This is a genomic window from Actinoplanes sp. NPDC051861 (assembly GCF_040681145.1).
GTDB lineage: Bacteria > Actinomycetota > Actinomycetes > Mycobacteriales > Micromonosporaceae > Actinoplanes.
This window is the reverse complement of record NZ_JBFAYE010000002.1, coordinates 832,634-856,995: the sequence shown is the minus strand read 5'-3', so window position 1 is coordinate 856,995 and position 24,362 is coordinate 832,634. Positions and strand designations below refer to the sequence as shown.

The 24,362-nt window shown below is 63.6% G+C and carries 18 protein-coding genes and 1 pseudogene; 13 read left to right on the top strand and 6 right to left on the bottom strand.

The features are described from left to right. Positions 1 to 221: 221 nt before the first annotated feature. Positions 222 to 2,096 carry an Hsp70 family protein gene (locus AB0M02_RS10725; protein ID WP_364224406.1) on the top strand — a complete coding sequence of 625 codons (1,875 nt, stop codon included), beginning with the start codon at positions 222 to 224 and terminating at the stop codon, positions 2,094 to 2,096. Positions 2,097 to 2,108: 12 nt separating this feature from the next. After that, the gene (locus tag AB0M02_RS10720; protein WP_364224404.1) at positions 2,109 to 3,944 is read left to right on the top strand and encodes a hypothetical protein; all 1,836 of its coding nucleotides are present in this window, start codon (positions 2,109 to 2,111) and stop codon (positions 3,942 to 3,944) included. Between the two features lie 130 nt (positions 3,945 to 4,074). Here AB0M02_RS10720 and AB0M02_RS10715 read toward each other — a convergent pair whose 3' ends face one another. From AB0M02_RS10715 to AB0M02_RS10705, 3 genes are all read right to left on the bottom strand, one after another. Then, a complete protein-coding gene (locus AB0M02_RS10715; protein WP_364224402.1) occupies positions 4,075 to 4,779 on the bottom strand; it encodes an SDR family NAD(P)-dependent oxidoreductase in 705 nt (234 codons plus the stop codon). 133 nt (positions 4,780 to 4,912) lie between these two features. Continuing rightward, on the bottom strand, positions 4,913 to 5,392 hold the full coding sequence (locus AB0M02_RS10710) for a GNAT family N-acetyltransferase (protein WP_364224400.1): 480 nt from the start codon (positions 5,390 to 5,392) through the stop codon (positions 4,913 to 4,915). A 55-nt stretch (positions 5,393 to 5,447) separates the two neighbouring features. Beyond that, positions 5,448 to 7,055, bottom strand: a complete 1,608-nt coding sequence (locus AB0M02_RS10705; protein ID WP_364224398.1) for a hypothetical protein — start codon at positions 7,053 to 7,055, stop codon at positions 5,448 to 5,450. 306 nt (positions 7,056 to 7,361) lie between these two features. Here AB0M02_RS10705 and AB0M02_RS10700 point away from each other — a divergent pair, with 306 nt between their 5' ends. The 8 genes from AB0M02_RS10700 to tmk all read left to right on the top strand — a co-directional run bounded on the left by AB0M02_RS10700 (position 7,362) and on the right by tmk (position 14,868). Continuing rightward, positions 7,362 to 8,150 (top strand): GPP34 family phosphoprotein, encoded by a 789-nt coding sequence (locus AB0M02_RS10700; protein WP_364224396.1) that lies wholly within the window; start codon positions 7,362 to 7,364, stop codon positions 8,148 to 8,150. Positions 8,151 to 8,238: 88 nt separating this feature from the next. Then, entirely contained in the window at positions 8,239 to 9,723 is a 1,485-nt protein-coding gene (locus tag AB0M02_RS10695) for an APC family permease (protein ID WP_364224394.1), read from the top strand. 16 nt (positions 9,724 to 9,739) lie between these two features. Beyond that, a complete protein-coding gene (locus tag AB0M02_RS10690) occupies positions 9,740 to 10,351 on the top strand; it encodes a GNAT family N-acetyltransferase (protein ID WP_364224392.1) in 612 nt (203 codons plus the stop codon). Between the two features lie 41 nt (positions 10,352 to 10,392). Continuing rightward, the gene (locus AB0M02_RS10685) at positions 10,393 to 10,875 is read left to right on the top strand and encodes a hypothetical protein (RefSeq protein ID WP_364224391.1); all 483 of its coding nucleotides are present in this window, start codon (positions 10,393 to 10,395) and stop codon (positions 10,873 to 10,875) included. Positions 10,876 to 11,039: 164 nt separating this feature from the next. Further along, positions 11,040 to 11,837 carry an SAM-dependent methyltransferase gene (locus AB0M02_RS10680; protein WP_364224389.1) on the top strand — a complete coding sequence of 266 codons (798 nt, stop codon included), beginning with the start codon at positions 11,040 to 11,042 and terminating at the stop codon, positions 11,835 to 11,837. Between the two features lie 145 nt (positions 11,838 to 11,982). Next, on the top strand, positions 11,983 to 12,783 hold the full coding sequence (locus AB0M02_RS10675; protein WP_364224387.1) for a hypothetical protein: 801 nt from the start codon (positions 11,983 to 11,985) through the stop codon (positions 12,781 to 12,783). Continuing rightward, on the top strand, positions 12,767 to 14,236 hold the full coding sequence (locus tag AB0M02_RS10670; protein WP_364224385.1) for a radical SAM protein: 1,470 nt from the start codon (positions 12,767 to 12,769) through the stop codon (positions 14,234 to 14,236). Before AB0M02_RS10675 ends, AB0M02_RS10670 begins: the two co-directional genes overlap by 17 nt. After that, positions 14,233 to 14,868, top strand: a complete 636-nt coding sequence (tmk, locus tag AB0M02_RS10665) for a dTMP kinase (protein WP_364224383.1) — start codon at positions 14,233 to 14,235, stop codon at positions 14,866 to 14,868. The genes AB0M02_RS10670 and tmk overlap by 4 nt, the downstream gene beginning before the upstream one ends. Here the strand turns inward: tmk and AB0M02_RS10660 are convergent. From AB0M02_RS10660 to AB0M02_RS10650, 3 genes and pseudogenes are all read right to left on the bottom strand, one after another. Beyond that, a complete protein-coding gene (locus AB0M02_RS10660; protein WP_364224381.1) occupies positions 14,829 to 15,374 on the bottom strand; it encodes a class IV adenylate cyclase in 546 nt (181 codons plus the stop codon). The two genes, tmk and AB0M02_RS10660, sit on opposite strands and share 40 nt — an antisense overlap. A gap of 556 nt (positions 15,375 to 15,930) precedes the next feature. Continuing rightward, positions 15,931 to 16,161: a hypothetical protein gene (locus tag AB0M02_RS10655; protein ID WP_364224379.1), complete on the bottom strand. Its 231-nt coding sequence runs from the start codon at positions 16,159 to 16,161 to the stop codon at positions 15,931 to 15,933. 184 nt (positions 16,162 to 16,345) lie between these two features. Continuing rightward, positions 16,346 to 17,177, bottom strand: a pseudogene (locus tag AB0M02_RS10650) (IS5 family transposase). A gap of 215 nt (positions 17,178 to 17,392) precedes the next feature. On the opposite strand from AB0M02_RS10650, the gene AB0M02_RS10645 reads away from it, so the two are divergent. From AB0M02_RS10645 to AB0M02_RS10635, 3 genes are all read left to right on the top strand, one after another. Continuing rightward, positions 17,393 to 19,837 (top strand): class I SAM-dependent DNA methyltransferase, encoded by a 2,445-nt coding sequence (locus AB0M02_RS10645; protein ID WP_364224377.1) that lies wholly within the window; start codon positions 17,393 to 17,395, stop codon positions 19,835 to 19,837. Further along, a complete protein-coding gene (locus AB0M02_RS10640; protein WP_364224375.1) occupies positions 19,830 to 21,038 on the top strand; it encodes a restriction endonuclease subunit S in 1,209 nt (402 codons plus the stop codon). Before AB0M02_RS10645 ends, AB0M02_RS10640 begins: the two co-directional genes overlap by 8 nt. 90 nt (positions 21,039 to 21,128) lie before the next feature. Continuing rightward, positions 21,129 to 24,356 carry an HsdR family type I site-specific deoxyribonuclease gene (locus AB0M02_RS10635; protein ID WP_364224373.1) on the top strand — a complete coding sequence of 1,076 codons (3,228 nt, stop codon included), beginning with the start codon at positions 21,129 to 21,131 and terminating at the stop codon, positions 24,354 to 24,356. Positions 24,357 to 24,362: the final 6 nt, after the last annotated feature.

The following is a 24,362-nucleotide window of genomic DNA, read 5'->3' as shown; positions in this document are numbered from 1 at the left end:
CGGACGGACAGCGAGGCATCTGCACCGGTGGGCTTGGATAGGTGACCTTGACGCTAAGGGCTTCTGATGCTGGCGGCGCCGTTCTCGCCACTCACAAACACTCACACTTTCCTGACAGCGCCTAACAGTGCTGGTCAGAGGCGTTGCGGTAACAGGCAGATTCGGCTCACGGACTGTGAATGTGTGATGACGCATTCGCGATCTTCTGTTTCACTGGTCCGGTGACTCCATCGCTGGTGATCGATTACGGGGCGGCCATCACGCGTGCAGTTCTGATCCGGGCAGACGGTTCCTGGGTGGTGCTGCAGTTCGACGGCGGCTGGTGGCTGTCGTCAGCGGTGCACGTCAGCACTGGTCAGGTGTCGGTGGGGGCGGAGGCATGGCGGCGAGCCGCAACCGACCCAGACGGGTTCGTGTTGTCGCCACTGCGGGCCGGTACCGGGCAGGTTGAGGTCGCCGGTGCGTCTCGGGAGGTGGCGGAGCTGGCGGCGGCCACGCTGCGGCAGGTGGCCGCCGAGGCCGCTCGGGTGGCGGGTGAGCGCGTGGAACGGGCGCAGCTGCTCGTTCCCGCCGGTTGGGGACCGCGGCGCAGGATGTGGTTCCAGCATGCCGCTCGCCTTGGGGGCCTGCACGTGTCGCGGCTCGTGGAGGTGCCGGTCGCGGCGGCTCCGGGGATCGCACCAGCCGTCGCGGCTTCTGGAGATGCCGAGCGGGTGCTGCTGGTCATCGACATCGGGGCTGGCTGTGAGGCCACGGTGCTGCGGCAGGGCGCGCAGCAGACCGGAGTGATATCTACTCTCCACGACCCCACGGCTGGCGGTGATCGCATCGATACGCTACTCACCACCGCGCTGACCGGGACGGCCCTGGACGAGCTGCCCGCTGGGCAGCGGTGGACGACTCTCGCGACGGTTCGTATGTTGCAGCAGTCCCTGACTGATCAGGTGGCGGTGACCGTACCGTTGCCAGGCGCACCGGGTCCGGCGATCGTCACGCATGCGCACGTCATGCAGGCCGCCCAGCCCGTCCTGGAACGCGCCGGGGAACTGGCCGCCGACGCTGTCGCCGCCGCCGATCTGACCCTCGCCGAGGTCCACGGCGTGCACCTGATCGGCGGTGTTGCCGCACTACCCGGCGCTGCGGACCTGATCGCCGCGAAACTAGGCGTAGCGCCGCAAGTTCCGGCGCAGCCGAACATGGTGGCAGTGACCGGTGCGGCCGATGCGGATCCGTCTGGTGCGGCGGCCCGGTTGGAGGGGGACGAGGAGCCGTTGCGGCTGCCGCCGTTGCGGCGGATTCTGCTGCTCGGTGTGCCCGGACTGGCGTCGGTGCTGTTGTATGCCTTTTTCCTGGTGAAGGCCGACATGATGGGTAGCCAGCCGTTCAGCACCTACCGGCCACTCGGCTCGCAGACTTATGCCGCCTGGCCGCAGCTGACCGTCGCCGTCATGCTCATCCAGGTGGGTCTGCTCCAAGCGGCCTCGGTGTTCGCCGCTCTGCTGGATCAGAACCCGCACATGCCGGGCCGGACCGGATCAATCAGCAGGATCACTGCCGCGCTCGGCATCACGGTGGTGGTCGGCCCGGTGATCGCGTACATCTACGCGTTGGTCGCCACGTCGTACTTCAACGGTGCGTTCACCAGAATTCCGGAATGGACCGTGCAGTGGGCGGTCTGGCCCAGCCTGCCCGTCGCCGCCTGCACGGCGCTGCTCGCCGTAGCCGCCGCACGTCGGCGGCTCACTCCGGCGGCCGGCTGGGACGGATTCCTGAGCTTTCCGGCGAGTTCGCTGATCTTTGCGACTGCGGGTGCCGTCATCAGCGCGCTCTGGTCGGTCATCCGCCTCCCGTACTGGCTTTGGGGCTGGGGACCCACATTGAGCTACATCGGCGAGGCGATGTTCGCGGTCGCCATCGCCTGCACCGTGGTCCGCCACCTCGCTCTCCGGATCGGATTGAGTATCGTGCTCGCCCTCCCGGTGATGATCGTCGCCCAAGGCTGGTGGGGATTCCGGATGCTCGGCTTCTTCTACACCGCCGCCGTCGTCGTCTGGCTGCTCACCCGGCTATGGGTGCTGCTCGCCGGACGCCGCTGAACAGGGGCAACGATGCGCTGGTTCGCTCGTGCGGTCACCGGCCTGATCGTTCTCGCTTTCCTCGGTGGTCCGCCGCTGCTGGCCGGATTTTGGCTCTCTCACCGTCCGTGGCCGCCGCTCACCGCCGACGGCGTGAGTGACTGGCTGCAAGGCCCCCGGACCCCGACCGACGTGGTCGGCGGCAGCGTCATCATCGTTGCGGCCTCACTGTGGCTGCTGCTGCTCGGCTACCTCACCCGGCGCGGGCTGCATTCGCTCAGCCGCCGATGGCGACAGCTGCGCTCCCTGCCGCTGCCCACGCCCGCCCAAGTAACCGTCGGCTCGATGGCCGGAGTCGCTGCCCTCACCATGCCAGCGGCAGCGGTCGAGCACGCCCCCGGCATACCGTCTGCCACCGCAGACCCGCCACCGGCGGACCCCGCCAGGAAAGGCCCCAGCACTCTCACGCCCGCGCTACGCGGCGAACAAGGAATCGACCTGCCCGGCGGCGGATGGATGCCCTACCGCACCGCTGCCGTGATCGCTGCCCTCGCCACCACAATCTGGATGCACCGGCGGCGAACCTACCGACCTGATGTAAGACGGCTCGGAACCCACGACAGCGACGCCGACCTTCAGCCATTACCAGCAACCGTGCAAGCCGTCACCGCCGCTGTCGAGCAGAGCACCTCGCCCCGTCAACCCGAACCGGTACTGCCCGAGCACCTACCGCCTGGTGCCCTGCACCTGCACGGCCCTGGAGCGCTGGCCGCTGCACGAGGCCTCCTCGTCACCGCAGCACTCACGACACCACCGGTCACGGGCCTGGCGATCCAGTCGGCACACCGCAACGACATCCTGCCGAGCCTCGACAACTCAACACTCGCCGCCGTCGGCATCACGGTCCTCCCGGCCACCGAGCCGGAACGGCCACAGGCCGATATCGGTGCCGCGAACCGCCGAGGCAATGCCCCGTGGAGCTCCGGAATGACGGAATCCAGATCACCGACCGAAACGGTGACCGTGCTCGCTATCGGCGACCCGCCTACAGCCCACATCAGATGGCATGTCGCCGCAGACGGCACCGTCACCGGAACCGGCATCACCTCGCCCCGGCGACTCTGCACCCTCGACGTGCAAGCCGCCAGCGACCTTCTTGCCCTCGCCAGGCAACGACACCCGGCCACACCCCGAGAGCCAGCACTGATCCAAAACAACACCAGCGCTAGGCGTGCGGAGTATGGCCGACCTGTTCCGGCACGGCTCGCACTGCTGGGCGGTTGTGTCCTCATGGTGTCCGGCCAAGCCGTTCGGCTCCGCCGATCCGCCGGGATGCAAATCCTCGCCTACCTCGCCGTCCACCCAACCGGCGCTACCCGCTCCGAGCTCATAGCCGCAGCCTGGCCGGATCTGCCATCCGGATCGATCAGCCAGCGCCTCCACACAACGCTGAGCGACTTGCGGCGACAACTGCAGCCGGTCCTGACCGAGCCAGTCCAACGCATGGGAGACCGCTATTACCTCAACACAGAGATGATCGAGACAGATCTCGACGAGTGGCGTGCAGCCCTGACAACTGCGACCCAGGCAATCGGCAGCGTCGCTCGCGTCGGCGCCTGCCGCAAACTCGTTCAGCTCTACCAAGGGGAGCTCGCAGCCAGCCGGCCCTGGCCATGGATTCAATCCGCCCGCGAGAAACTACGCCGGGAAGCCCTCGACGCCTGCCTGTTCCTAGCAGAACAAGCCAACCCCGCCGACGCCCTCTCCTGGCTTCACCAGGGCATCGCCATCGATCCCTACAACACCTCGCTGCAACAGCAAGCGGTCGAGTTGCAGGGCAATCCCACGCGCCGGCTGCTTGACCTTTAGGGATGCCCCGCTCCGGAGCCGACACCTGCTGGAACTTAGCCACAGCTTCGGAGGCCTCGCCGAGGGTGTCGCTGTAGTCGTTATTCGAGACGGCCTCATGTGCCGGGTGTCGTGAGCCGTACGCTGATGCCTACCAGCTGAGTGGCTTCCGATCGGCGAACATCCCTCCGGTAGGGCCGTCATCCGGCAGGGTCGCGAGCCAGATCGGCGTATCAGCGCCGTCTTCGGGCGTGCGGTCTGTCTCCCCGTACGCCATGCGGGTGTTCATTCGTCCGGGAGAGCAGGCGTTCACAAGTACCCCGGTACCGGAAAGCTCCGCTGCCAGTACTCGAGTGAGAGCGTTGAGGCCAGCCTTCGAAACGCGGTAAGCGACGTTCGTATCTGCCATCGTGGAAAGCGAACCCAGATGACTGGTGACATTGACTATACGTCCAAAGTTGTTCCGTCTCATCTCCGCGATAGCGGCTGCGCTGCAACGCCACGCGCCCAGGATGTTGGCTTCCAGGGTCGCCCGGACCTTCTCGAAGTCGGGGCTACTGGCTAGCTGCCCGCGGTCGATCGCGATTCCTGCGTTATTGACGAGCACGTCTAGGCGACCGAACGTCTTGCCCGTACCTGCAATCGCGTGCACCACGCTGGCAGCGTCCGTTATATCGAGCTGATGCGCACTCACAGACAACCCATCCCTGGCGAGGTCATCCGCTGCCGCCTCAGCGGCGCCCTGGTTCCTTCCGGTCAGCACGACGTGGAGCCCCCGATGTGCGAGCCCGCGTGCGATGGCGAGGCCAAGGCCGCGGTTCGCGCCGGTGACGAGTGCAACTCGCGTGTCGGTCATAGCTTTACGCAGACATAGGGGGCAACGTTCCTGATTTGACGTCTCAGGCGCATGGGCCAAAATACGGGGAGAAGTGTTCGCTCGCTACTTGATCAGAGAATCTAATCCAGTAGTGAGATCATAAATCCGTTGATCAAATTGGATCTTTAAGCATCGCGTCATAGACGGGTGCGTCACTGAAAGGCTGAAGTTCGCCAATCTTGCGCCATCCCCACGCTTCGTACGCCGTTCGAGCTGGCACGTTCGAAGGATTGACCAGCAGTGCGGCGCGCCGTTCAGGACGCGCGTTCAGCAATTCATCGTGCAGCGCTCTGGCGTATCCGCGGCGGCGGAATTCATTCCTCACCATCATGTATGTGATGGCAAAGGTACGTGCTCCATCTTCCGAGATTAGGGATGGATCTACTTCCGTAATAAGTCCGTTCCACCACTTTGCATCCTTGGATAATCTGTAGCCGAGTGCGTATCCAACCATGTAGCCAGATATTCTGCCCTCAATGAGGGCGTATCCGTCAGCGGAAGCATATGCTTCGATTCTCTCCCAGTGCCGCTGTTCGTTCAGAAAGCCGTCTGCTAGTTTGTCTCGATATGCGTCACGATAGACGTCGATCAAGTCAGCTTTGTCGCGAGCAGTCTCGAAGCTCCCGCCCAGCTCAGTCTCCAGCGGCCTAGACAAGTTCACCAATCCTCGAAGCCTTTGCTGCATCGTAGCGTGAAAGGAAGGCGTCAACCTCAGTCGCTCCTGCATGGGGGGCGAACGCTTTGGCGACACCGTCCAGTTCGGTTGCGACGATTGTGCTGGCCAAATCGTTGCCAAGCTCATTCAAAGCTATCGCACCGGTGTGCGCGGCTTCAGGAACATTGCCGAGTTTCAAATGACCCTCGGCGAGCCTCACTCGGTACAGTGCCTTGTTGCGAATGAACTTCCGCCCATGTTGCGCAATAGCCGACTCAAGAGCTCGAACAGCTCGCCGGGCATAATGCGGATCGCTCTTGTGTCGAGACAAGTGCAGCATGCACGTCCCTTCAATACCGTTGATCTCAGCCGGAGTTACGAAATCCCACCATTCCGATGTCGGGTCGGGCGATGCATGATCCAACCCGCGGCGCGCTTCCAGAATGGCCCCCGCGATCGAAATTTCGTCGCCCATCAAGGCGAAGGCCGTGGCCCGCCTGAAGCTCAACACTGCTCTGACCTTGGGCGGAACGTCCTTTGATACTCGCTCTGCGGCCTCAGTAAAACGCAGAGCTTGACGAGGCATGCCGAGAAAGTTGCTTTGGAGCGCAAGATTGCAGAGTGCATGTATTTCTAAATGGGCGTCGTTCACTTGTCGAGCCAGAGATAGCGCTTCATTGAAGCTCGACCGGGCAACGTCATGCTGCCCGCTGTCCATGGCAAGCCAACCAGCACACATTTCAGCTCGCCCGATTGCTTGCTGCAGCAACTCTCCTACCGCGTGACTGTATTGTCCTTGCTCAAGTTTCTGGTAGCCCTCCCGGGCCACACCCAATGCCGCTCGCCAAAGACTGTTTCCACCATGGAGGGCGCAGAGACTACGCAGTCGCGCGGACTCGCCATCGAGGCGCGCTACGTCTGCCGCTCCAACTCGCCATCCTGTCTTTCCGTAGCCTGTCAGCACCCCACCCAGGCTTGATGCCAAAAGCACACCAAGACCGACTGCGCTCCTGCGTTGCATTTCTCTATTACTTTCTTCTGCGAGGTTACGGTTATGCGCCGCAGAATAATGACGCGGATCGGCAAGCCCGGCAACCTCCGGCAATGCAGTCAACCCTGACAATGAGTTTGGCTTATCGGCTCCATGCACGGCGTTTTCCGACTCCGTGCCGCCAACCTGCGTGTGGCCGTGATCTGGGAAATCTGCCAGTAGTTGAGCAACACTGCATTCGTAGATTTCTGCGAGTCGGCCAATTGTTTGCAATGAGGGCGCGTGTCCGCCGTTAGGCCACACTTCCCAAGTGGAAATTACTTTTCCGGTTTTGGGGTCGCCGGGCCACCTATCGCACCATTCGCTGGCGACACGTGCTTGGCTCCAGCCATATGCATATCTGAAAGCAACCCGAGCGTTCACGCGGTACCGCAGTCGGAAAGCCTCTGCGATCTCACCGGTGGTCCGGCCTTGAGACCTTAGAACCTGAGCTAAGTAGGCACGTTCCTGCTTTTGGCTCTGAGGTTGCGCTGCCTTCAATATCGGCAGCAATTCAGGCCCGTCACCGGCTGGCCCAACTGGGTTAGCCGTGCCGGCGTCTTCCCTCACAGCGCCCCCTCGAAAGGCCTCGTGAAGATCAAGTTGGTGGACTGTGTGACTGAACCTACTCCAGGCATGACGGCTTTTGAAGCGCGTGCGGGGACGTGGGCAAGAAAAGTTCCCGGTTGAACCGGGAACTTCGTCGAAAGCTCCTAATCACGCCGGGTGTTCATTCCGTCGCGCCTTCATGACCATGATTGGCATGCAAGCGCTACCTCATCCGGACCCGCGACGTGGCGCAACCCGGTCTCCGCGCCGTGCCTCGAGCCCGTTCTTGATCTAGCTCGTCCATCAATACATACGTTCAGGCTCCACATGACACTTTCTCCTGGAGGGCTTCCGATGTCGTCTGTTGAGCCGGGCAGGCTCGCCGATGGTTTCTGGCTTGCGGCGCACGACAGTGTTGGCGTCAAGCCACGGATCGTGGGCTGGCCGTTGGGGATCGGCCTGGCAGCGGGACTGTTGGCTGAGTCGATCGAGGGCGGCTTCCTTGAGGTGCGGGGCGGCGAGTTGTTTCGTACGACTGCGAGATTCCCGGAAGATCCCGCGCTGCGTGCAGTGCTCCAGGCAATGGCACGGGAGGAACGGGACTGGTCGTCGTTGCCACCTCTGCTGGAGTCAACACTGGCAAGAGGCCCAGTACCGGGTAGAGCCCGAAACGGGACTGGAATGGTGAGGAGGGGCTGCTCCGGTCGGAGACGGGGTCATGATCTCGACTCTTGGTTGTCGTATCTGGCGTACGCCCGCCGCGCTGAGGATCGAGTTGTCGAGCGGCTGTCGCGCGATGGGTTGGTCCGGCGTGAGGAGTCGCACAGGCTGTTCGGCCGATCGAGGGTGCGTTATCGACCGCTCGATTCGGCGGTAGCGGGACAGCCGGCAAGCGCGGTGACGGTTGCGGTGCGTCGAGGTGACCAGCTCGACCGGGCATGTTTACTGCTCGCGGGTTTGATGGCGGCAACGGGGCTACACGAACATGCGCTGGCCACGTTGACCTCAGCGGACCGAGCAGCATTGAACGGGCAGCTCAAGAACGGGCTGGACGGGATGTTGTGGGCGTTGATACTTGCGGCGGAAGCGTCTGTAGGCGAGGGCGCTATGCGGTAGTCAGCCTGCCGATTAAGCCTTGCCGCGGGGTCGTCTAACAGTCCATTTATCCACTGTTGAACCCATACTATTGAGGAAGAGCTTTAGCGTGCCTTACTCAACTCCCGCCGCTGTAGAAAGCAACTTTTCGCGTGCTCTGGCTCGCGATCGCCTCGGGCCTTTCGCGATCGGCTCAGCTATCGCGTCATCAGTGGCGCCATTGACTGTGGTGACGCTGGTCGTGCCGACCGCTGTTGCGTCTACCGGCTTGATTGGTGTGCCGATCGCGATCGGCGCCGTCGCAGCATTGCTGTTTGTCTTCGTGGTCGGGTATTTGGCGATGGCCAGACGGATTCCGAACGCCGGGGCCTTCTACGCCTACGTCGCGCATGGTGTGGGACGCCCAGCGGGTGTTGGAACGGCATGGTTTGCGCTCGCCACATACACCTGCTTCCAGCTGTGTTGCTACGGCGGTCTCGGGGCTATGGGCGCGCCGCTGGCGAGCCGATGGATCGGCTTCGACGTTCCCTGGTTTGTCCTCGCGTTCGCGGCCTGGGCGCTGGTCGCGGTGCTGGGCGCGAGCGAGGTCAAGGTGTCGGAGAAGGTGATGGTGGTCCTGGTCGTGGCTGAGACTGTCCTGATCTTGTTCTACAGCATCGCGATCATGTTGGGCCCGGGCTTCACGTTCAACTTCACGGCCTTGTCGTTCGGGAATCTGTGGCAGCCGACCGTCGGGATTCTGGGCGTGTTGGGGATGACATCGTTCGCTGGTATCGAGCAGTCCTCGGTGTATATCGAGGAAAGTAAGGATCCGCGTCGCACCATTCCTGTCGCCACGTACGCCACGGTGGGCGCGATCATGGTGGTGTATGCGCTCGCATCGTGGGCGCAGATCTCCGCCGCCGGCCCAAATGTCGTCGAGAAGGCGGCCGCCGAGGGCGGAGACCTGTTCTTCAACCAGGCCACCGCGGTCCTCGGTGGTCTCGCGCTCGACGTCGGACACTTGCTGTTGGCTACCGGATTGATCGCTGCACTGGTCGCCTTCCACAACGCGATCACCCGCTACACCTTCGCTCTCGGCCGTGAAGGGGTGCTGCCGCGGCTGTTCGGACGGACCACTCTCAAAGGGGCGCCGCGAAACGCCTCCATGGCGCAGACCGGGTTCGCGTTCCTTGTCCTAGCGGTGTACGCGGTGGCGGGCTGGGACCCTCTCGTCCAGCTCTTCTATTGGGGCAGCACCGCAGGTGGGCTCGGGATTCTGCTGCTCTATGCGATGACCAGCATCTCGGTGATCGGCTATTTCGGCCGCTACGCCCGCACGGAAACCGTGTGGCAGCGGTCGATCGCGCCGGGCATCGCCACCGTCGTGCTGGTGGTTGTCGCCACGCTCGCGTTCGCCAACCTCGACATTCTGTTCGGCGTCGCGCCAGGCAGCGGGCCTGCCCGAATCGTGCCGATCGCGTTCCTGCTGATCTTCACCTTCGGAACTTGCTGGGGACTGGTGCTGCGGCGGACGAAGCCGGAGGTCTACGACGGCATCGGCCGCGGCACCCGAAGCACCAATACGACGTCCGGCTTGGCCGCAATCCACTGACGAAAGGCAACCACCGATGGGCACTACGAATGTGGCTCCTAGCCTGCGAGTCGCCGGCCCGGATGACGTCGACGAGGTCGCGAACATCGTCGCGGACGCCTTCCTGAACCTGGACGTCATCCGTTTCTTGGTCCCCGATCTCGCCCGGCGGTGGCCGGTGTCCCGCGCGTGGTACGAGTTGTGGATCGCGCACGCCATCAGCGACGCCGGGCAGGTCGTCATGACTGAGGGCGCTGCTGCGGTCTGGTTCGACCGCACCACCGCAGCCACCGAACCGCACGACTACGCGCGACGTCTGGCGGAGCTGGCTGGCCCCGACCTTCCCCAGTTCCAGCACCTCGACGCTCAGATGGACAAAGCCCACCCCACTGACCCGCACCGGCATCTGCTGTTCCTGGCGGTGCTCCCCGACCGCCAGAACCACGGTTTGGGCAGCCTGCTGCTGCAGCACACGCACGCGCAACTGGATGACGCGGGTGTCGCGGCCTACCTGGAAGCGACCGGCGAGGACAATCGCAGGCTCTACGCACGGCACGGCTACACCGATATGGATCCGCCCACGATCGCCGCCTCCGGTGACATCGTCCTCCATCGGATGTGGCGGGAACCGGAAGGCGTCCAGCGATGACTGCGGCTGGCGAATTTCCATGCTGCCGGGGCGAGACACCCGTGAAGCGGGCCGCCTGGCCGGGCGTACGGGGGCCGGACGCCACGACCGGCTTGATCATCAAACTGCCCAGCGAGGAGGACCTGGCTGCTGCGGCGGGATGGCTGCACCGGCTACTCACGTTCGGCCGGGCCGAAGGACGCTGGCTGCTCCTGGAACCGGCCGCCGATCACCGTCGGCTCATCGTCGGGGACACGAGCAAGACCCTTCGTCCCGACGAGACGTTCGAAGCTCAACAGTGGGCGACCGGCCTGATTGAAGGAGCCGACGCGCGATCCGTTCACGCCAGTGGCTGCCGGGATGTCGTATCGCTGCGCGTGACCGAATGGCGCCTGGCTCAGGTGAACGGCATGTACGGATGGGTGCCGCTGTTCAACATCACCCGACCGTGCCTGCTGCTCGCTCTCGGCGCCGACGATCTCGTTCCGGCGACCGGCTCAGAAAGTCCTTGCCTGCGACCCGCCGCAGCCAGTCCCGATCAATGACGGTCATGCCGGGCCGCGCGGCGTGACGGTCCGGCATGAGCTCCCGCCGTTCTTCACCTGCTCGCGGCGGGAACCTGCGGGCGTGGCCGGAACGCGGCCCGGCCACGCCCGCCCGGAACTTCGGGCCCGCGCTGAGATCAACGATGAGAGAGGAGGTGGCAGTGATGACCGGGCAGTTCGACTCGAACGTTCCGGCCAGCGCGCGCGTGTATGACTATCTGCTCGGCGGCAAGGACAACTTCTTCGCCGACCGTGCCCTCGGCGGCGCCCTCGCGAACCTCCTCCCATCTCTCACCTCGGCGTATAGGGCGAACCGGGAGTTCATCAAGCGGGCGGTGCGGGAGCTGACAACCGCCGGTGTCGATCAGCTCATGGACGTCGGAGTGGGATTCCCCTGCGCGGAGAACGTGCATGAGATCGCCCATCAGATCAATCCCAGGTGCAAGGTCATCTACGCCGACAACGATCCTCTGGTCCTTACGCACGCCCGCGCGCTGATGGCCGGGCCGCACGAGGCTGCGGCTGTTGAAGTAGTAGACGCTGACCTGCGCAAGCCTGCAGATCTGCTTCAGCAGGTCACACGCGCCGGGTTCGACCTGGAGCGGCCGGTCGGTCTGCTGCTCCATGCCGTGCTGCATGACATCGATGACCCGCATCACCTGGTCGCCGAATTACTCGCCCCGCTGGCCCGAGGCAGTTGGCTATCCGTCACTCACCTCGGCATTGATCTGCTCCCGCCGTCGGTCGCCGACGGTCTTGCCTCCCTTAGCGGCGCGGCCGGGCTGCCGCTGTTCCCGCGCAGCCGCGACGAAATCGGCTGCTTCTTCACCGGGCTGGATCTGATCGACCCCGGCATCGTCGCTATCACCCGATGGCGCCCCGACCGCAGTGAGTTCTTCGGGCTGCAGAACCTGTCTGATTCGGAGGTCGGCATCTACGGCGCGGCTGCCCGCAAACCCTGATCGCGCCCCTTGTGCTGACAGGCAACGCATCGCTATTCGTACTCAACACTCGCGAAGCCCTTGCGTCAGCACCTGGGCGGTCCCTAGTCGCTGAGGCCTACTCCGACGCGTTGAATCACCAGCTACGCACACTTTGGAGGCAGCCATGGCAACTCTCATGCGTGATCATGCCGGATGGATCGCCACCCTCAGCGGAACGCATCGCGTCATGCGGTCCGGCCCGATCGTGTGGCACCTCGCCTGGTATGGCACTCCCGGCCAGCTCGTCATCACGCCAGCCGGGAATCCCGCCGACGCCCGGCCTGTCGTCGATGAGCTCATCGTGCCTGCCCGCCCGAAGCCCTGGCCCGCCGCGCTCACCACCGCGCTCGCCGGTCTGGGCCCTGTGCTGCGGGTCCGCAACGCGGACCTGTGGGACGCGATCGGAACCGCGATCATCCGGCAGGTCATCCGCGCCGATCAGGCACGCCAGATGTACGCCCGATTCTGCCAAGCGCACGGCGAGCAGGTTGACACCCCACACGGCCCGCAGCACCTGTTCCCGGCGCCCGAACTGGTCGCAGGACTCGGGCAGGCGGCGTTCGCCGACCTCGGCATGAGATTCAAGCACCCCGCCCTCACCGCCGCCGCGACCGCCTACCTGACAAACGCCGACGGGTGGAAGATGCTGCCGCCCATCGCGCTGGTCGCCGCTCTGCAGATGGTCCCGCGTATCGGCCCATGGACAGCAGGCGCAGCCGCCGCCGACCACACCGGCGACTTCGCCCTGTACCCGTACGCCGACCTGGCCGTACGCACCTGGGCGCGCCGCGCCGCGCCCGGGACCCTCTGGCCCGACCAGGAGCCGGACTTCGCCGCCCACTGGAAGGAGGTCACCGGCCCCGATCTGTCAGCACTCACCGCACTGATTCTCGCTTGGGGAGACGCCCATGTCCGTGCACCGTGACACGTACAGCACCGTCGCCGGAGCCGATCCGGCTCACCCGATCGATCTGCTCCTCGTCAACGCGCCGCTCCGCGACTACGCCATCCGACCCCGCGTCAACGACTTCACCCTGCCGGTCCTGGGCATGGCCTATCTGGCCACCTACGCCCGCCAGCGCGGCTTCAACATGGCGATCCTGGACGCGGAAGCCCACGGCATTCCCGTCGCCGAGGTCGTCGCCCAGATCAACGCTCTGCAGCCGCGCTGGGTCGGGCTGAACCTGCTGGCGCCTACCTACGAAGTGTCCGCGACCATCGCGGCCGGCCTGGACCCGGGCATCAAGGTGATGCTCGGCGGTCACCAGGCCAAGGCGATGCCCGCAGAGATCCTCACCGATCCGCGCATGCGCCGCACCGAGGCGCTCGTCATCGGGGAAGGCGAAACCCGGGTGGTGGAGCTGCTCCGCGACCACCGCGCCCGCGCCGACCTGCCGGGCGTCATGTGGATCGACCCGATCCTCAAAATCCCGGTCACCGGCGGCCGACCGGGAATGAACCACCACCTCGCCCCCGACATCAACACCCTGCCGTTCGTCGACCGAACCTACCTGGTCCAGGACCCCCGGATCGCCGAAGACGGCCGGATCGAAGCGAACATGGTCGGCGCACGCGGCTGTCCCTACGACTGCTCGTTCTGCGGCGCTGCGGTGTCGGCAAACCCGGACGTCACGATCCGGGTCCGCACGCCCGACAACATCCTTCGCGAAATGTACGAGCTTCGCGAGCAGCACGGCGTGACCGCATTCCGGTTCGTCGACGACCTGTTCCTCGGCGTGCAGCGCGTCATCAACCAGATGAGCGACGCGTTCGCCACCGCCGGAGTCGGCTCATGGGCGGCTTGGGACGCCACCGGCCGGATCAACGTACTCGACCGCACCAGCGACGAAGGCCTCGACCAGTTGGTCGCGAACGGGCTGCGGGAGGTCGCGCTCGGCATCGAGTCGGGCAGCGAGCGGATCCTCGCCCACATCGACAAGCGCATCCACCCCGACATGATCCGCAACGTGGTTGAGCGGCTCACCCGACACGGCATCAACGTGAAGGGCTACTTCATCCTCGGTTTCCCCACCGAGACCGCCGACGAACTGAAGGCCACCGTGCGCCTGGTCCACGACTTGTGGGAGATCACCGATCGGCAGCCCGGCCGGTTCCGGGCCAGCGTCTTCGAGTTCCGCCCCTACCCCGGCACCCCGGAGTGGACCAGGCTCATGGCCACCAGCCGGTACACCGCCAAGCAGCTGCTCGCGTACGGCGCGGTCGACCTCACCGACGACGGCGTCGACGAAGCGATGCGCGGCCGCGACGAGTTCAACTTCTCCGTCGGTATCCAATTCGGCGACGTGCCGGTCACCGAGGTACGCCAGCACCTGGCCGCGCTCTCCCGCAAGCAGCATGCCCGGCTGGTGACCGCATGACCGGCCGGTTCATCGTGGTCGACGGGCCGTCCGGCGCCGGAAAGACCACCGTGGTGCAGCTGCTGGGTAGCCGACTCGCCGCCGCCGGCGAGAACGTCGTGGTGACCCGAGAGCCATCCGACGGGCCGATCGGCACCATGGCCCGGACCGGCACCCGCGACTACCACGGAAACGCCTTGGCGTGCCTGGTCGCCGCCGACCGCTACCACCACCTCGACACCACGATCCGGCCCGCCCTCGCCGCTGGCCGCACCGTGCTCAGCGCCCGATACGTCGTATCGTCACACGTGCTACAGGTAGCCGACGGTGTACGGCCCGAGATGGTGTGGCACCTCAACGCCTACACACTGCAACCCGACCTCACCTTCATCCTGACGGGCGACCCGGCGCAACTGCGTCAGCGTGCTGCCGACCGTGGCAACTACAGCCGCTTCCACAACGGCGCAGTCACCGACGAGATATCGCGCTACCGCTACGCCGCCGACCGGCTCGCCGCCGCCGGGTGGACCATCGTCACCATCGACATCGGGCAAGACGGCCCCGACCAGGTAGCAGACACCTTGCTCAAGGCCGTCCAGCTACACCTCCCCGGTCACGCAGACGCGGCCGAGCGGGACACCACCTCGTCGTAGGTAGCGCCGGTCCGCTCCAACCGAACACCGAGACCCAGCACCCACTGGTCCAGCTGGTCCTGTACCTGAACCAGTGGGTGCTCGCCGTCGGTGACAGCTTCCACCTCGAGGAAAGCACCCTTGCCGGACAGGTCGTCCAGACACAGCGACCAGTCCCCGACCTTGCCGGTCCGGCGGGTCTTGAGCACCCGCACCGTGGGCCGGTATCCCATGGCGAGCAGCGCCCTGTGCATCTGCCCCGGATCGGCCACCTCGGTCTCGTTCTCCACGCACGCCAGCGCGTTGTCGACGGGCGTCTTCGTGGTGAACAGGCAGCGTCCGCTCTGGTGGCGCAGCCGGGCGAACGTCACGCCGATGCGGGAGTCGCCGTCCTGCCACGTGGCCGGCGCGTACGCCTGATCGTCCTGCACCGTCGGCGCCGACAGTGCGATGCCATGCCGCTCCAACGCGGCCAGCAACGCATCGACGTCCAGTACCCGGTACTTCACCTCGATCTCCGCGGTCACGGCCACACCGTATCGGGTCCTGCGCCGACGCCAGTCGCGTGTTGTCCCTGCACGGTCAACTCACACCGTCCTCCGGGCGCAGCTCGCCGAATAGGCCGCCGCGCTCGACCGCCAGTTTCCCTTTCACAATGGCCCGTTCGAGCGTGTAACCCGCCTCAACGAGGAGTCCGGCGACTGGCCGGCAGGCGGAGCCACTTCAAGCCGTCATAGTGGAGCCGCTTCAAACCGTCACACCACGCCGTTGGTGGAGCCACGCCAAGCCGTCCTGGTGGGCCAAATGCAACCGTCATAGCCACCTGACAAAAGAAACCAGACGGAGACTACCCCTACCTGTCGAGGTGGCGGCGAGCATCGCTGCGTGTCGATTCGATGTCACTTGCGGCTCCAGGTGGCTACAGCATCGGCCACAGGCAGATTCTGACTGCCTCGGCCATGGTGGCGCAATGCATTGGTTTGAGGACGTTGGCGTGTCCAAGGGCCCACACCGTAAAGCCGTCAGCGGAGACACGTTGAGGGTGGTTGTCCCAGTGACCCCTTGAGAGGGCGATCCGTAAGGTTATGCCCGGTTCGGATTGATCATGAATAGGCCGGGTTGGCTCTCGGTCAGGACTTGCCGGTTGACCAGGCGTTTCAGCTTGGCGCGGATGCCTTCCGTGTCCTTGGGTTCGGTGCCGATGCCCAGAGCGCGGCAGACGTCCTTCGCGCGCAGGGCGCCGCGGTCGGAGGTGAACACGGCGAGGATCTGCTGGTAGGGCTCGCTGACGACGGTCGGCTCGGATGCGCTCACCCTCGTGTTCGAGGATCTTGGTCAACGTCTGGCGGGTGGTCGCCAGGTCGGCCAACTCGGACTCGATGGCGGCCACCTCGGCGGCGAGCTTGGCCTGCTGCTCGTGCAGTTCCTCGATGGCGGCGGCTGCGGCGGTTTCACGGGCGGCGATCAAGTCGAGAATGGTCGTGGTGTTCACGCCCGTTCACCGCCAGGACGGGGTGCTGGTGCCGGTCAGCCCGGCGCACCAGGTTGGCCGCCGAGGCCCACAGAGTGCGTGACACCGACGACTCCGGACGGCTCTCGTACTCACGGACCAGGCGCCGGTGCAGCATCAACGTGCCGTTGACCTGCTCGACCACCCACCGTTTCGCAATCGGCACGAACCCCGGCTTCGTGTCGGATCGCTTGACCACCTCGACATCGACACCGAGCAGCGCACCGTGAATGCCCAGGTCGTGTTTGAACCCGGCGTCCACCCACGCCCGGGTGACCGTCGGCGTGTGCTCGACGACCTTGTCCAACAGCCGCACGCCGATGAGGGTGTCGGTCACCGACGCCGCGGTCACCACCACCGCGATGATCAGCCCGAGCGCATCGACGGCCAGGCCACGTTTACGACCGGGCACCTTCTTGCCGGGCGTCCTTGCCGGTGGTCGCAGCCGGAACATGATTCGCGGCCCGGATCGACTGGGCGTCCAGGATGATCGCGGACGGATCCTCCCGGCGGCCGGCCTTCTCCCGCGCCTGGCAGCGCAGGAGATCATGGATGGCCTGGTCGGTGCCGTGGTCACGCCATAACGCGAAGTAGTAGTAGTAGTACGTCGCGGACTTCGGCGGCAAGTCATGCGGCAGATACGCCCACTGACAACCGGTCCGATTCTGATAGAAGATCGAGTTCAGGATCTCCCGCAACTCGTAGCGGCTCTGATGCCCCGACACCGACGGATGCTTCGCTTTCCACGCAGTCAGGAATGGGCCCACCACCGCCACTGCTCATCGGTGAGGTCACTGGGATACGCCTTCCGCTCGCCCATGACCAGCTCAACCCGCACGCCAGCCGATCAGACATCGGCCCAGCTCGAAGGTCACGACATCGAGCGATGACGAACTACGGAAAGCTCACAAACCGCCCTCTCAGGCGGCCACCCCTCTCGCAGGACGTTCTGCCGACCATGTGATGTGGTCTTGTCGTACCCTGCGACTAAGCTCCTTCCAGTCTCGATCTCACTCGTGGTTAGAAGGTCCTTACGTGGCGAAGCTGACGTTGCCGCAGCTTGAACGGCACCTGTTCGGGGCCGCGGACATCCTGCGCGGCAAGATGGATGCCTCAGAGTTCAAGGAATACATCTTCGCGATGCTGTTCCTGAAGCGTGCCTCCGATCAGTTCGATGCGGTCCGCGATCAGCTCATCAAGAAGTGGAAGTCGGAGGGGAAAAGCCAGGCCCAGGCCGAGCAGATGGCCGCCGCCCGCAACTTCTACAGCGGCGAGAGCTTCTACGTGCCTGAAGAGGCTTCCTGGCAGTACCTCAAGGACCACTCACGCGAAAAAAACGTTGGCAACCGGCTCAATACCGCCCTGAGCCTTCTGGAGGAGGCCAACTCGACCGCCCTCGAAGGCGTGCTCGGGCACATCGATTTCATGCGAAAGGTCGGCCAGTCAACCATCCCCGACAGGCGGCTTCAACAGCTAATCGACCACTTCCATCGAGTACGGCTACGCAATGAGGACTTCGAGTTCCCCGACTTGCTAGGTGCGGCTTACGAGTACCTGATCGGCCAGTTCGCCGACTCCGCAGGGAAGAAGGGGGGCGAGTTCTACACGCCCCGTGGTGTAGTCCGGATGATGGTTCGCCTCGTCAAGCCAGGGCCGGGAATGCGTATCTACGATCCGTGCTCGGGCTCTGGCGGCATGCTAATACACGCCAAGGAGTACGTCGAGGAACATGGCAAGGACTTCCGCGATCTGACCCTGGCCGGGCAAGAATACAACGGCGGCACCTGGGCTATCTCCAAAATGAACATGATCCTCCACGGTGTGCTCAACGCCAGCCTGGAGAACGACGACACTCTCGCCAACCCGCTTCACAACGAGGGCGGCGAGTTGATGCGTTTCCAGCGGGTGCTCACTAACCCGCCGTTCTCGCAGAACTACGTCTACGCCGACATCGAACACCCCGAGCGCTTCAGGTACGGACTTGCGCCCGAGACGGGCAAGAAAGCGGACCTCATGTTCGCCCAGCACGTGCTCGCCGTCCTGACGCCGGACGGCGTCGGCGCCACCGTCATGCCGCACGGCGTGCTCTTCCGAGGCGGCAAGGAGAAGGACATCCGCAAGGGCATCGTCAAGGACGACCGCTTGGAGGCGGTCATCGGCCTTGCACCGAACCTCTTCTACGGCACCGGCATCCCCGCCTGCATCCTCGTTCTTCGCGGCATGGCACCCCGACCGAAAGAGCGACGCGGCAAAGTTTTGTTCATCAATGCCGACCGTGAGTTCACCCCCGGTCGAGCGCAGAACTACCTGGAACCTCAACACGCTGAGAAGATTGCCGCAGCATTCGAAGAGTACAAGGACATTCCGGGCTTTGCCCGCGTTGTCGATATGGCGGAGCTGAGGGAAAATGACTTCAATCTGAACATCCGCCGCTACGTTGACAACACCCCACCGTCCGAGCCGCAGGACGTCCGCGCACACCTTCAAGGCGGCGTCCCCAAGGCGGAGGTTGCTGATAAGACCCACCTGTTCGCTGCGTTCGCCATCGACCCCGCAGCATTGTTCGGCGAGAAAGACGCCGACTACTACGATTTCCTGCCCGAGGGTTGGCAGGCTACCGCCGAGCGTCTACCTGCGCTCACTACGGCCGCCGAGGTACGACTCAGCGATGCATTCACCGATTGGTGGGTACGGCACAGCAAGCGCCTGATCGAGCTGCCGGACTCTGGGAAGGTTATGGAGATCCGCGCGGAGCTTTTGGCGTCCTTCGTCGCTGAGCTACTGCCGTTGGGCGTGCTGGACCGTTTCCAATTGGCCGGCGTTGTGGCTGCGTGGTGGGGTGAGACCCAGTACGACATCAAGACCCTCTCCCTCAACGGCTTCGAAGGCGTCGTCGAAGGCTGGCTCACCACAATCGAGTCTGCATTCGAACTAGACGAGGAGGAGGTCGAATACTGGGACAAGCAGAAGATTGCTGCTGAGAAGCGCAAGGCCCGCAGCCACCGAGTCGTCCCGGCGCTTATCCCAAGATACCTGATCGAACTCGAAGAGGCCGAAGCGCGATACGCCGAAATAGCGACTCAGCTTAAGGCAGCAACTTCTAAACCGAGTGAGGACGACGAGGACGAGGACGACGAGTCGGGGGATCAGCTCTCCGATGCTGATCTGAAAGAGCTGAAAGCCGCTGCGGCAGCCGCGAGGAGGAAGGTCGGTGCACTAGAGAACGACTTTCTTCCGCAACTGAGGATGGCCGTCGCAGCGCTGGACGAGGACAGCCGTCGGGAGCTTGTTCTCGACGTCTTCCGACAACAGCTCACCACTCGCCTCGACTCGCATACAGCAGCCGCCCGTAGGCTTTTAGAATTGGCCTTCCATACGTGGGCCGACAAATACGCCGTTACGCTACGGGACATGGAGGCCCATCGTGAAGTCTCGGCGGCTCGTTTGGATGATTATCTAAAGGATCTCGGCTATGCCTGAACTTCCCCAACAATGGACGCGGCGACGATTGCTGGATGTCGTGGGTTTGCCGAGCGGACAAGTCGACCCTCGGCGTCATCCATATTCCAGGCAGATATTGATCGCCCCTGATCATGTCGAGAGTTGCACTGGGCGACTCCTTGAAGTTCGGACAGCCGCAGAGCAGAGGGCGATCAGCGGAAAGTACGTTATCGCACCGGGTGACGTCGTATATAGCAAGATCCGACCGGCACTTCGCAAGGCGGTGCTGTCACCATTTAAAGGTCTGTGTTCCGCAGACATGTACCCGCTGCGCCCTACCAGGGAACTCGATTCCCGCTATCTACTAGCACTTATTCTGAGTGACGGATTCAGCAACTTCGCCGAGGCAGTATCAGGCCGCAGTGGTATTCCGAAAATCAACCGTGAGGAACTGGCAGAGTATTCGGTAAGCCTTCCTCCCATCGAGGAACAGCGCAGGATCGCTGAGATCTTCGAAACGATGAACGCCCTAATCGCCCACTCGATGTCGATTCTAAGGAAACTCGAAACGCTTCAACATAGCATCAAGCGGGAGACGCTGGGCGCCCTAGAGAATGCAATAAACTCAACAGTAGGGCGTTGCTTTTCGATTCAAGCTGGAGTAACTCTTGGCCCCGGCCGAGAGCCCACTCGGCGCCCGTCGAAGTACCTGCGAGTGGCTAACGTTCATCGACAGCAAATCGACCTAGCCGACGTTGCCTCTCTACAGGCGTCCCCCCAAGAGCGTCAAAGACTTGCCCTGCAGGAAGGGGATCTGCTTGTTGTCGAAGGGCATGCTAATCCGGAAGAAATCGGCAGATGTGCCCGTGTAACGGGGGAAGCTGTTGGACTGCTCTATCAGAACCACCTCTTTCGGCTGCGTTCAAACCAGATAGACTCCGAATTCGCTGAGCTGTGGATGAATTCGGCGCTAGCTGGTGCGTATTGGCGGCGAACGTGCGCTACGAGCTCAGGTCTTTATACGATCAACTCTAAGATGCTTGCAGCTATGCCTTTCTATCAAGGTGCAAGGACGGAGCAAACAAAAATTGTAAGAAAGATTCGACTCGTCCGCGACCGAATCGAGGCCGAAGGGAAGAGGCTGGCCAAGCTCCAATTGCTCAGACAGGGATTGATGGCAGACCTGCTGGCAGGGCAGGTCCTTCTCTCGGAGGCCGAGAGCGTAGTCGAAGACCTTTGAGGCCGGATATTCGGGACGGCTCCGTTGATGGCGCGTCCGGCCGACTTTGCTCGATTGATGGATGTGGGACTGCGGACGGGGAGTGGGATCGTGGTGAGTGAACTGGAATATGCGCTGGTGGAGAAGCCCCTCGTCGGGCAACTCAAGGGGATGGGCTGGCTGCATCTAGAGGGCGCTCCGTTTGATGCGGTGATTCCGACAGATCCCCACCGGTCGGGTCGACGCGGCTTCGACGAGGTGTTTCTTGAGGAAAAGGTGCGGTCCGCCCTACTTCGGATCAATAGGGATCTGCACGGTGCAGAGTGGCTTGACGAGAGCCGGATCAGTACGGCCGTCAGCGCCCTGACCCGTACCCGTCCGGGCGGTCTGCTGGAAATCAACCGAGCGGTCACCGAACTGCTGCTCAAGGGCACCACGGTTGATGGCATGCAGGGCTGGGAAGACGGCAAGTCGCGATCGGTGTACTACATCGACTGGCAGCATCCGGAGAACAACGAATTCACTGTGGTCAACCAGTTTCGAGTTGATATCCCAGGCGGCCATGGCTCGATGGTTCCCGACGCGGTGCTGTTTGTGAACGGTATCCCGCTGGGGGTCGTGGAGTGCAAGAAGACGACCGAAACTGATCTGAGCGTGGCCGTCGGCCAGATACGCCGGTACGCCGAGCAGGTCGTGAGCGAAACACGCACAGGCAACCAGAAGCTCTTTCGAACTGTCCAGCTCACGGTTGTGACTAGCGGTGAGGATGCCCGCTTGGGCACATTCACGGCCGAGTACGAGCACTACACGCCGTGGCGTGATCCCTATCCGTTGGCAATGAACGATCTGGCCGCGAGGCTGGGCAAGAGCGCCGCCCAACTGAGCCGACAGGAGATCCTTGTCGCAGGTGTGCTCGACCCGGCCAACCTGCTGAATATCCTGCACAACTACGTCACGGTTATGACGACAGACCAAGGGAAGACGGTCAAAGTTGCGCCGCGCTATCAGCAGTTCCGGGCGGTGGAGCGAGCGGTCAAGCGGCTTCGGACCGGCAAAACCCGAAGGCAGGACGGCACGGCGGATCGGCGGGGCGGAATCGTCTGGCACACGCAGGGATCCGGTAAGAGCATCACCATGACGTTCCTGGTGCGCCGGCTGCGGTTCAGCCCAGAGTTGGCGAACGTGAAGGTGGTCGTGGTCACCGACCGCAGCCAGCTGCAGGATCAGTTGAGCAGGACGATGCAGCTCAGCGGCGAGAAGGTGGACACCGCCAAGTCCGCCGTGCGCGCACGGAAGCTGCTTGGCATGCACGGCCCGGCCATCGTCTTCGTAATGATCCAGAAGAACCAGGGCAATGAGGGCATCGCAGCGACAACCCCGCTGGGTGAGATCAACACAGATGAGTCGATCGTCGTGCTGATCGACGAGGCACACCGGTCCCACACTGCCTCGCTCGGCGCCAATCTGCGGGAGGCGCTGCCTAACGCAGCCCGGATCGGCTTCACCGGAACACCAATCATGACGAGGAAGGGCCAGCGCAAGACAAGCGTTGACCTGTTCGGTCCGTTCATCGACACCTACCGGCTGAAGGAGGCCGAGGAGGACGAGGTGATCGTTCCCATCCTCTACGAGGGCGTGAAGGTGAAGGCTGCAGTCCGTGACCGGCAGGATCTCGACGACATCTTCGAGGACGAGTTCATCGACCTCGACCCAGAGGAGCGGCAGCAACTTCAGCAGCGCTGGGCCACCAAGGGCCGCGTGTCAACCGCGCAGCAGCTCGTGGACGCCAAGGCAAAACACATGCTGCTGCACTATGTGGACAATGTGCTGCCTGAAGGGTTCAAGGCACAGGTGGTGGTCCACGACCGCCAAACGACGGTCCGCTACCGGGAAGCGTTCCTCGCTGCCCGTAGTGAGCTGGTCGCGGCGATCGAGAAGTTGCCGCCCCGCCTGTTGGCCACGCCGCCTGAAGAGATTCAGAACAAGAGCCGAGCCCGCCTTGTACGGGCCGCCAGGTTCCTCGATCTGCTCAAGCGGATCGACTTCGTGCCGGTGATCTCGCAGGGCGACGCGGAGGACGAGCACCTGCTTACCGAGTGGACCGACGAGGCGAAACAGACGGCCCGGGTCAATGGCTTCATCCGTCCCTTCGGGGACAACGACATCGCGTTCCTCATCGTCAGGACGATGCTGCTGACCGGGTTCGACGCGCCGATTGAGCAGGTCATTTACCTCGACCGCAAGCTATATGAGCACGACCTGCTTCAGGCAGTCGCTCGCGTCAACCGAAAGGCTGACCGCAAACCCAATGGGCGGGTCGTCGACTACAGCGGAGTCGCCAAGAATCTACTGGAAGCGCTACGCATCTTCGCCGCCGACAATTTCGAGGGCGATGAGGGCGACGACGCGGTGGGCACGCTGCGGGATGCCAGGCTGGAGATTGCGAAGCTTGAGCCCCAAGCGCAGCGCCTGCGGATGATGTTCCATGACCCGGCGGACATCGAAGGGTGTGTGCAGGAACTCGCCAATCCGGAGCTGCGAGACCGGTTCAACGCGGAGCTCGCACGGTTCGCGAGGACAGTCAACACGGTGCTGCCCGACCCAGCGGCGAAGCCTTACCTGCCAGACCTGAAGCGGTTCATGATCATCAAGGTTACGGCCGCCCGACGGTATCGGATCGATGACGGCGATTTTGACCCCGGAGCGTACGGCGCCAAGATTCGGACGCTGATCGATGATCACATTGCCTCATTGGGCATCGAGGAACAGTTGCCGCCGATCACGATGACCGCGCCGGGGTTCGCTGCGAAGGTCGAGGCGATGGCCGGCGGTCCCCGCGCCAAGGCATCAGAGATGGAGCATGCTATCCGGCACCACATCTCCGTCCACCGAGGCGAAGATCCGGCGCGCCACCAGCGGTTAAGCGAACGCCTGGAGCAGATCCTGACCGAAATCAAGGACAACTGGGATCAGCAGTTGCTCGCGCTTAGAGACCTGATGACCGACATCTTCGAGGATGTACCCGAAAATCCCTTCGGTCTGTCTGAGATTGAGGCGCGGTTGTACCGGACGATGACCACGGAGCTAGCCACCTCGCCAGAGGAGGCTCTCAATGACGTTCGGTTCGCCGATGCTGCCCGGGACATCCACCTGCGGGCGGCCCACGTGATCCACCGGCAAGACTTCTGGCGCAAACCGGCCGACCAAGAGGAGCTTCGGCTCGACATCTTCGGCCTGCTCCATGAACGTGGGCTGGGCGAATACGACCAACTCGACCAACTGGCTACTACACTCCTTGACGTGATCAAGAGCAACAGTCGCCTCATCCCTAGGGTGTGACGCGCG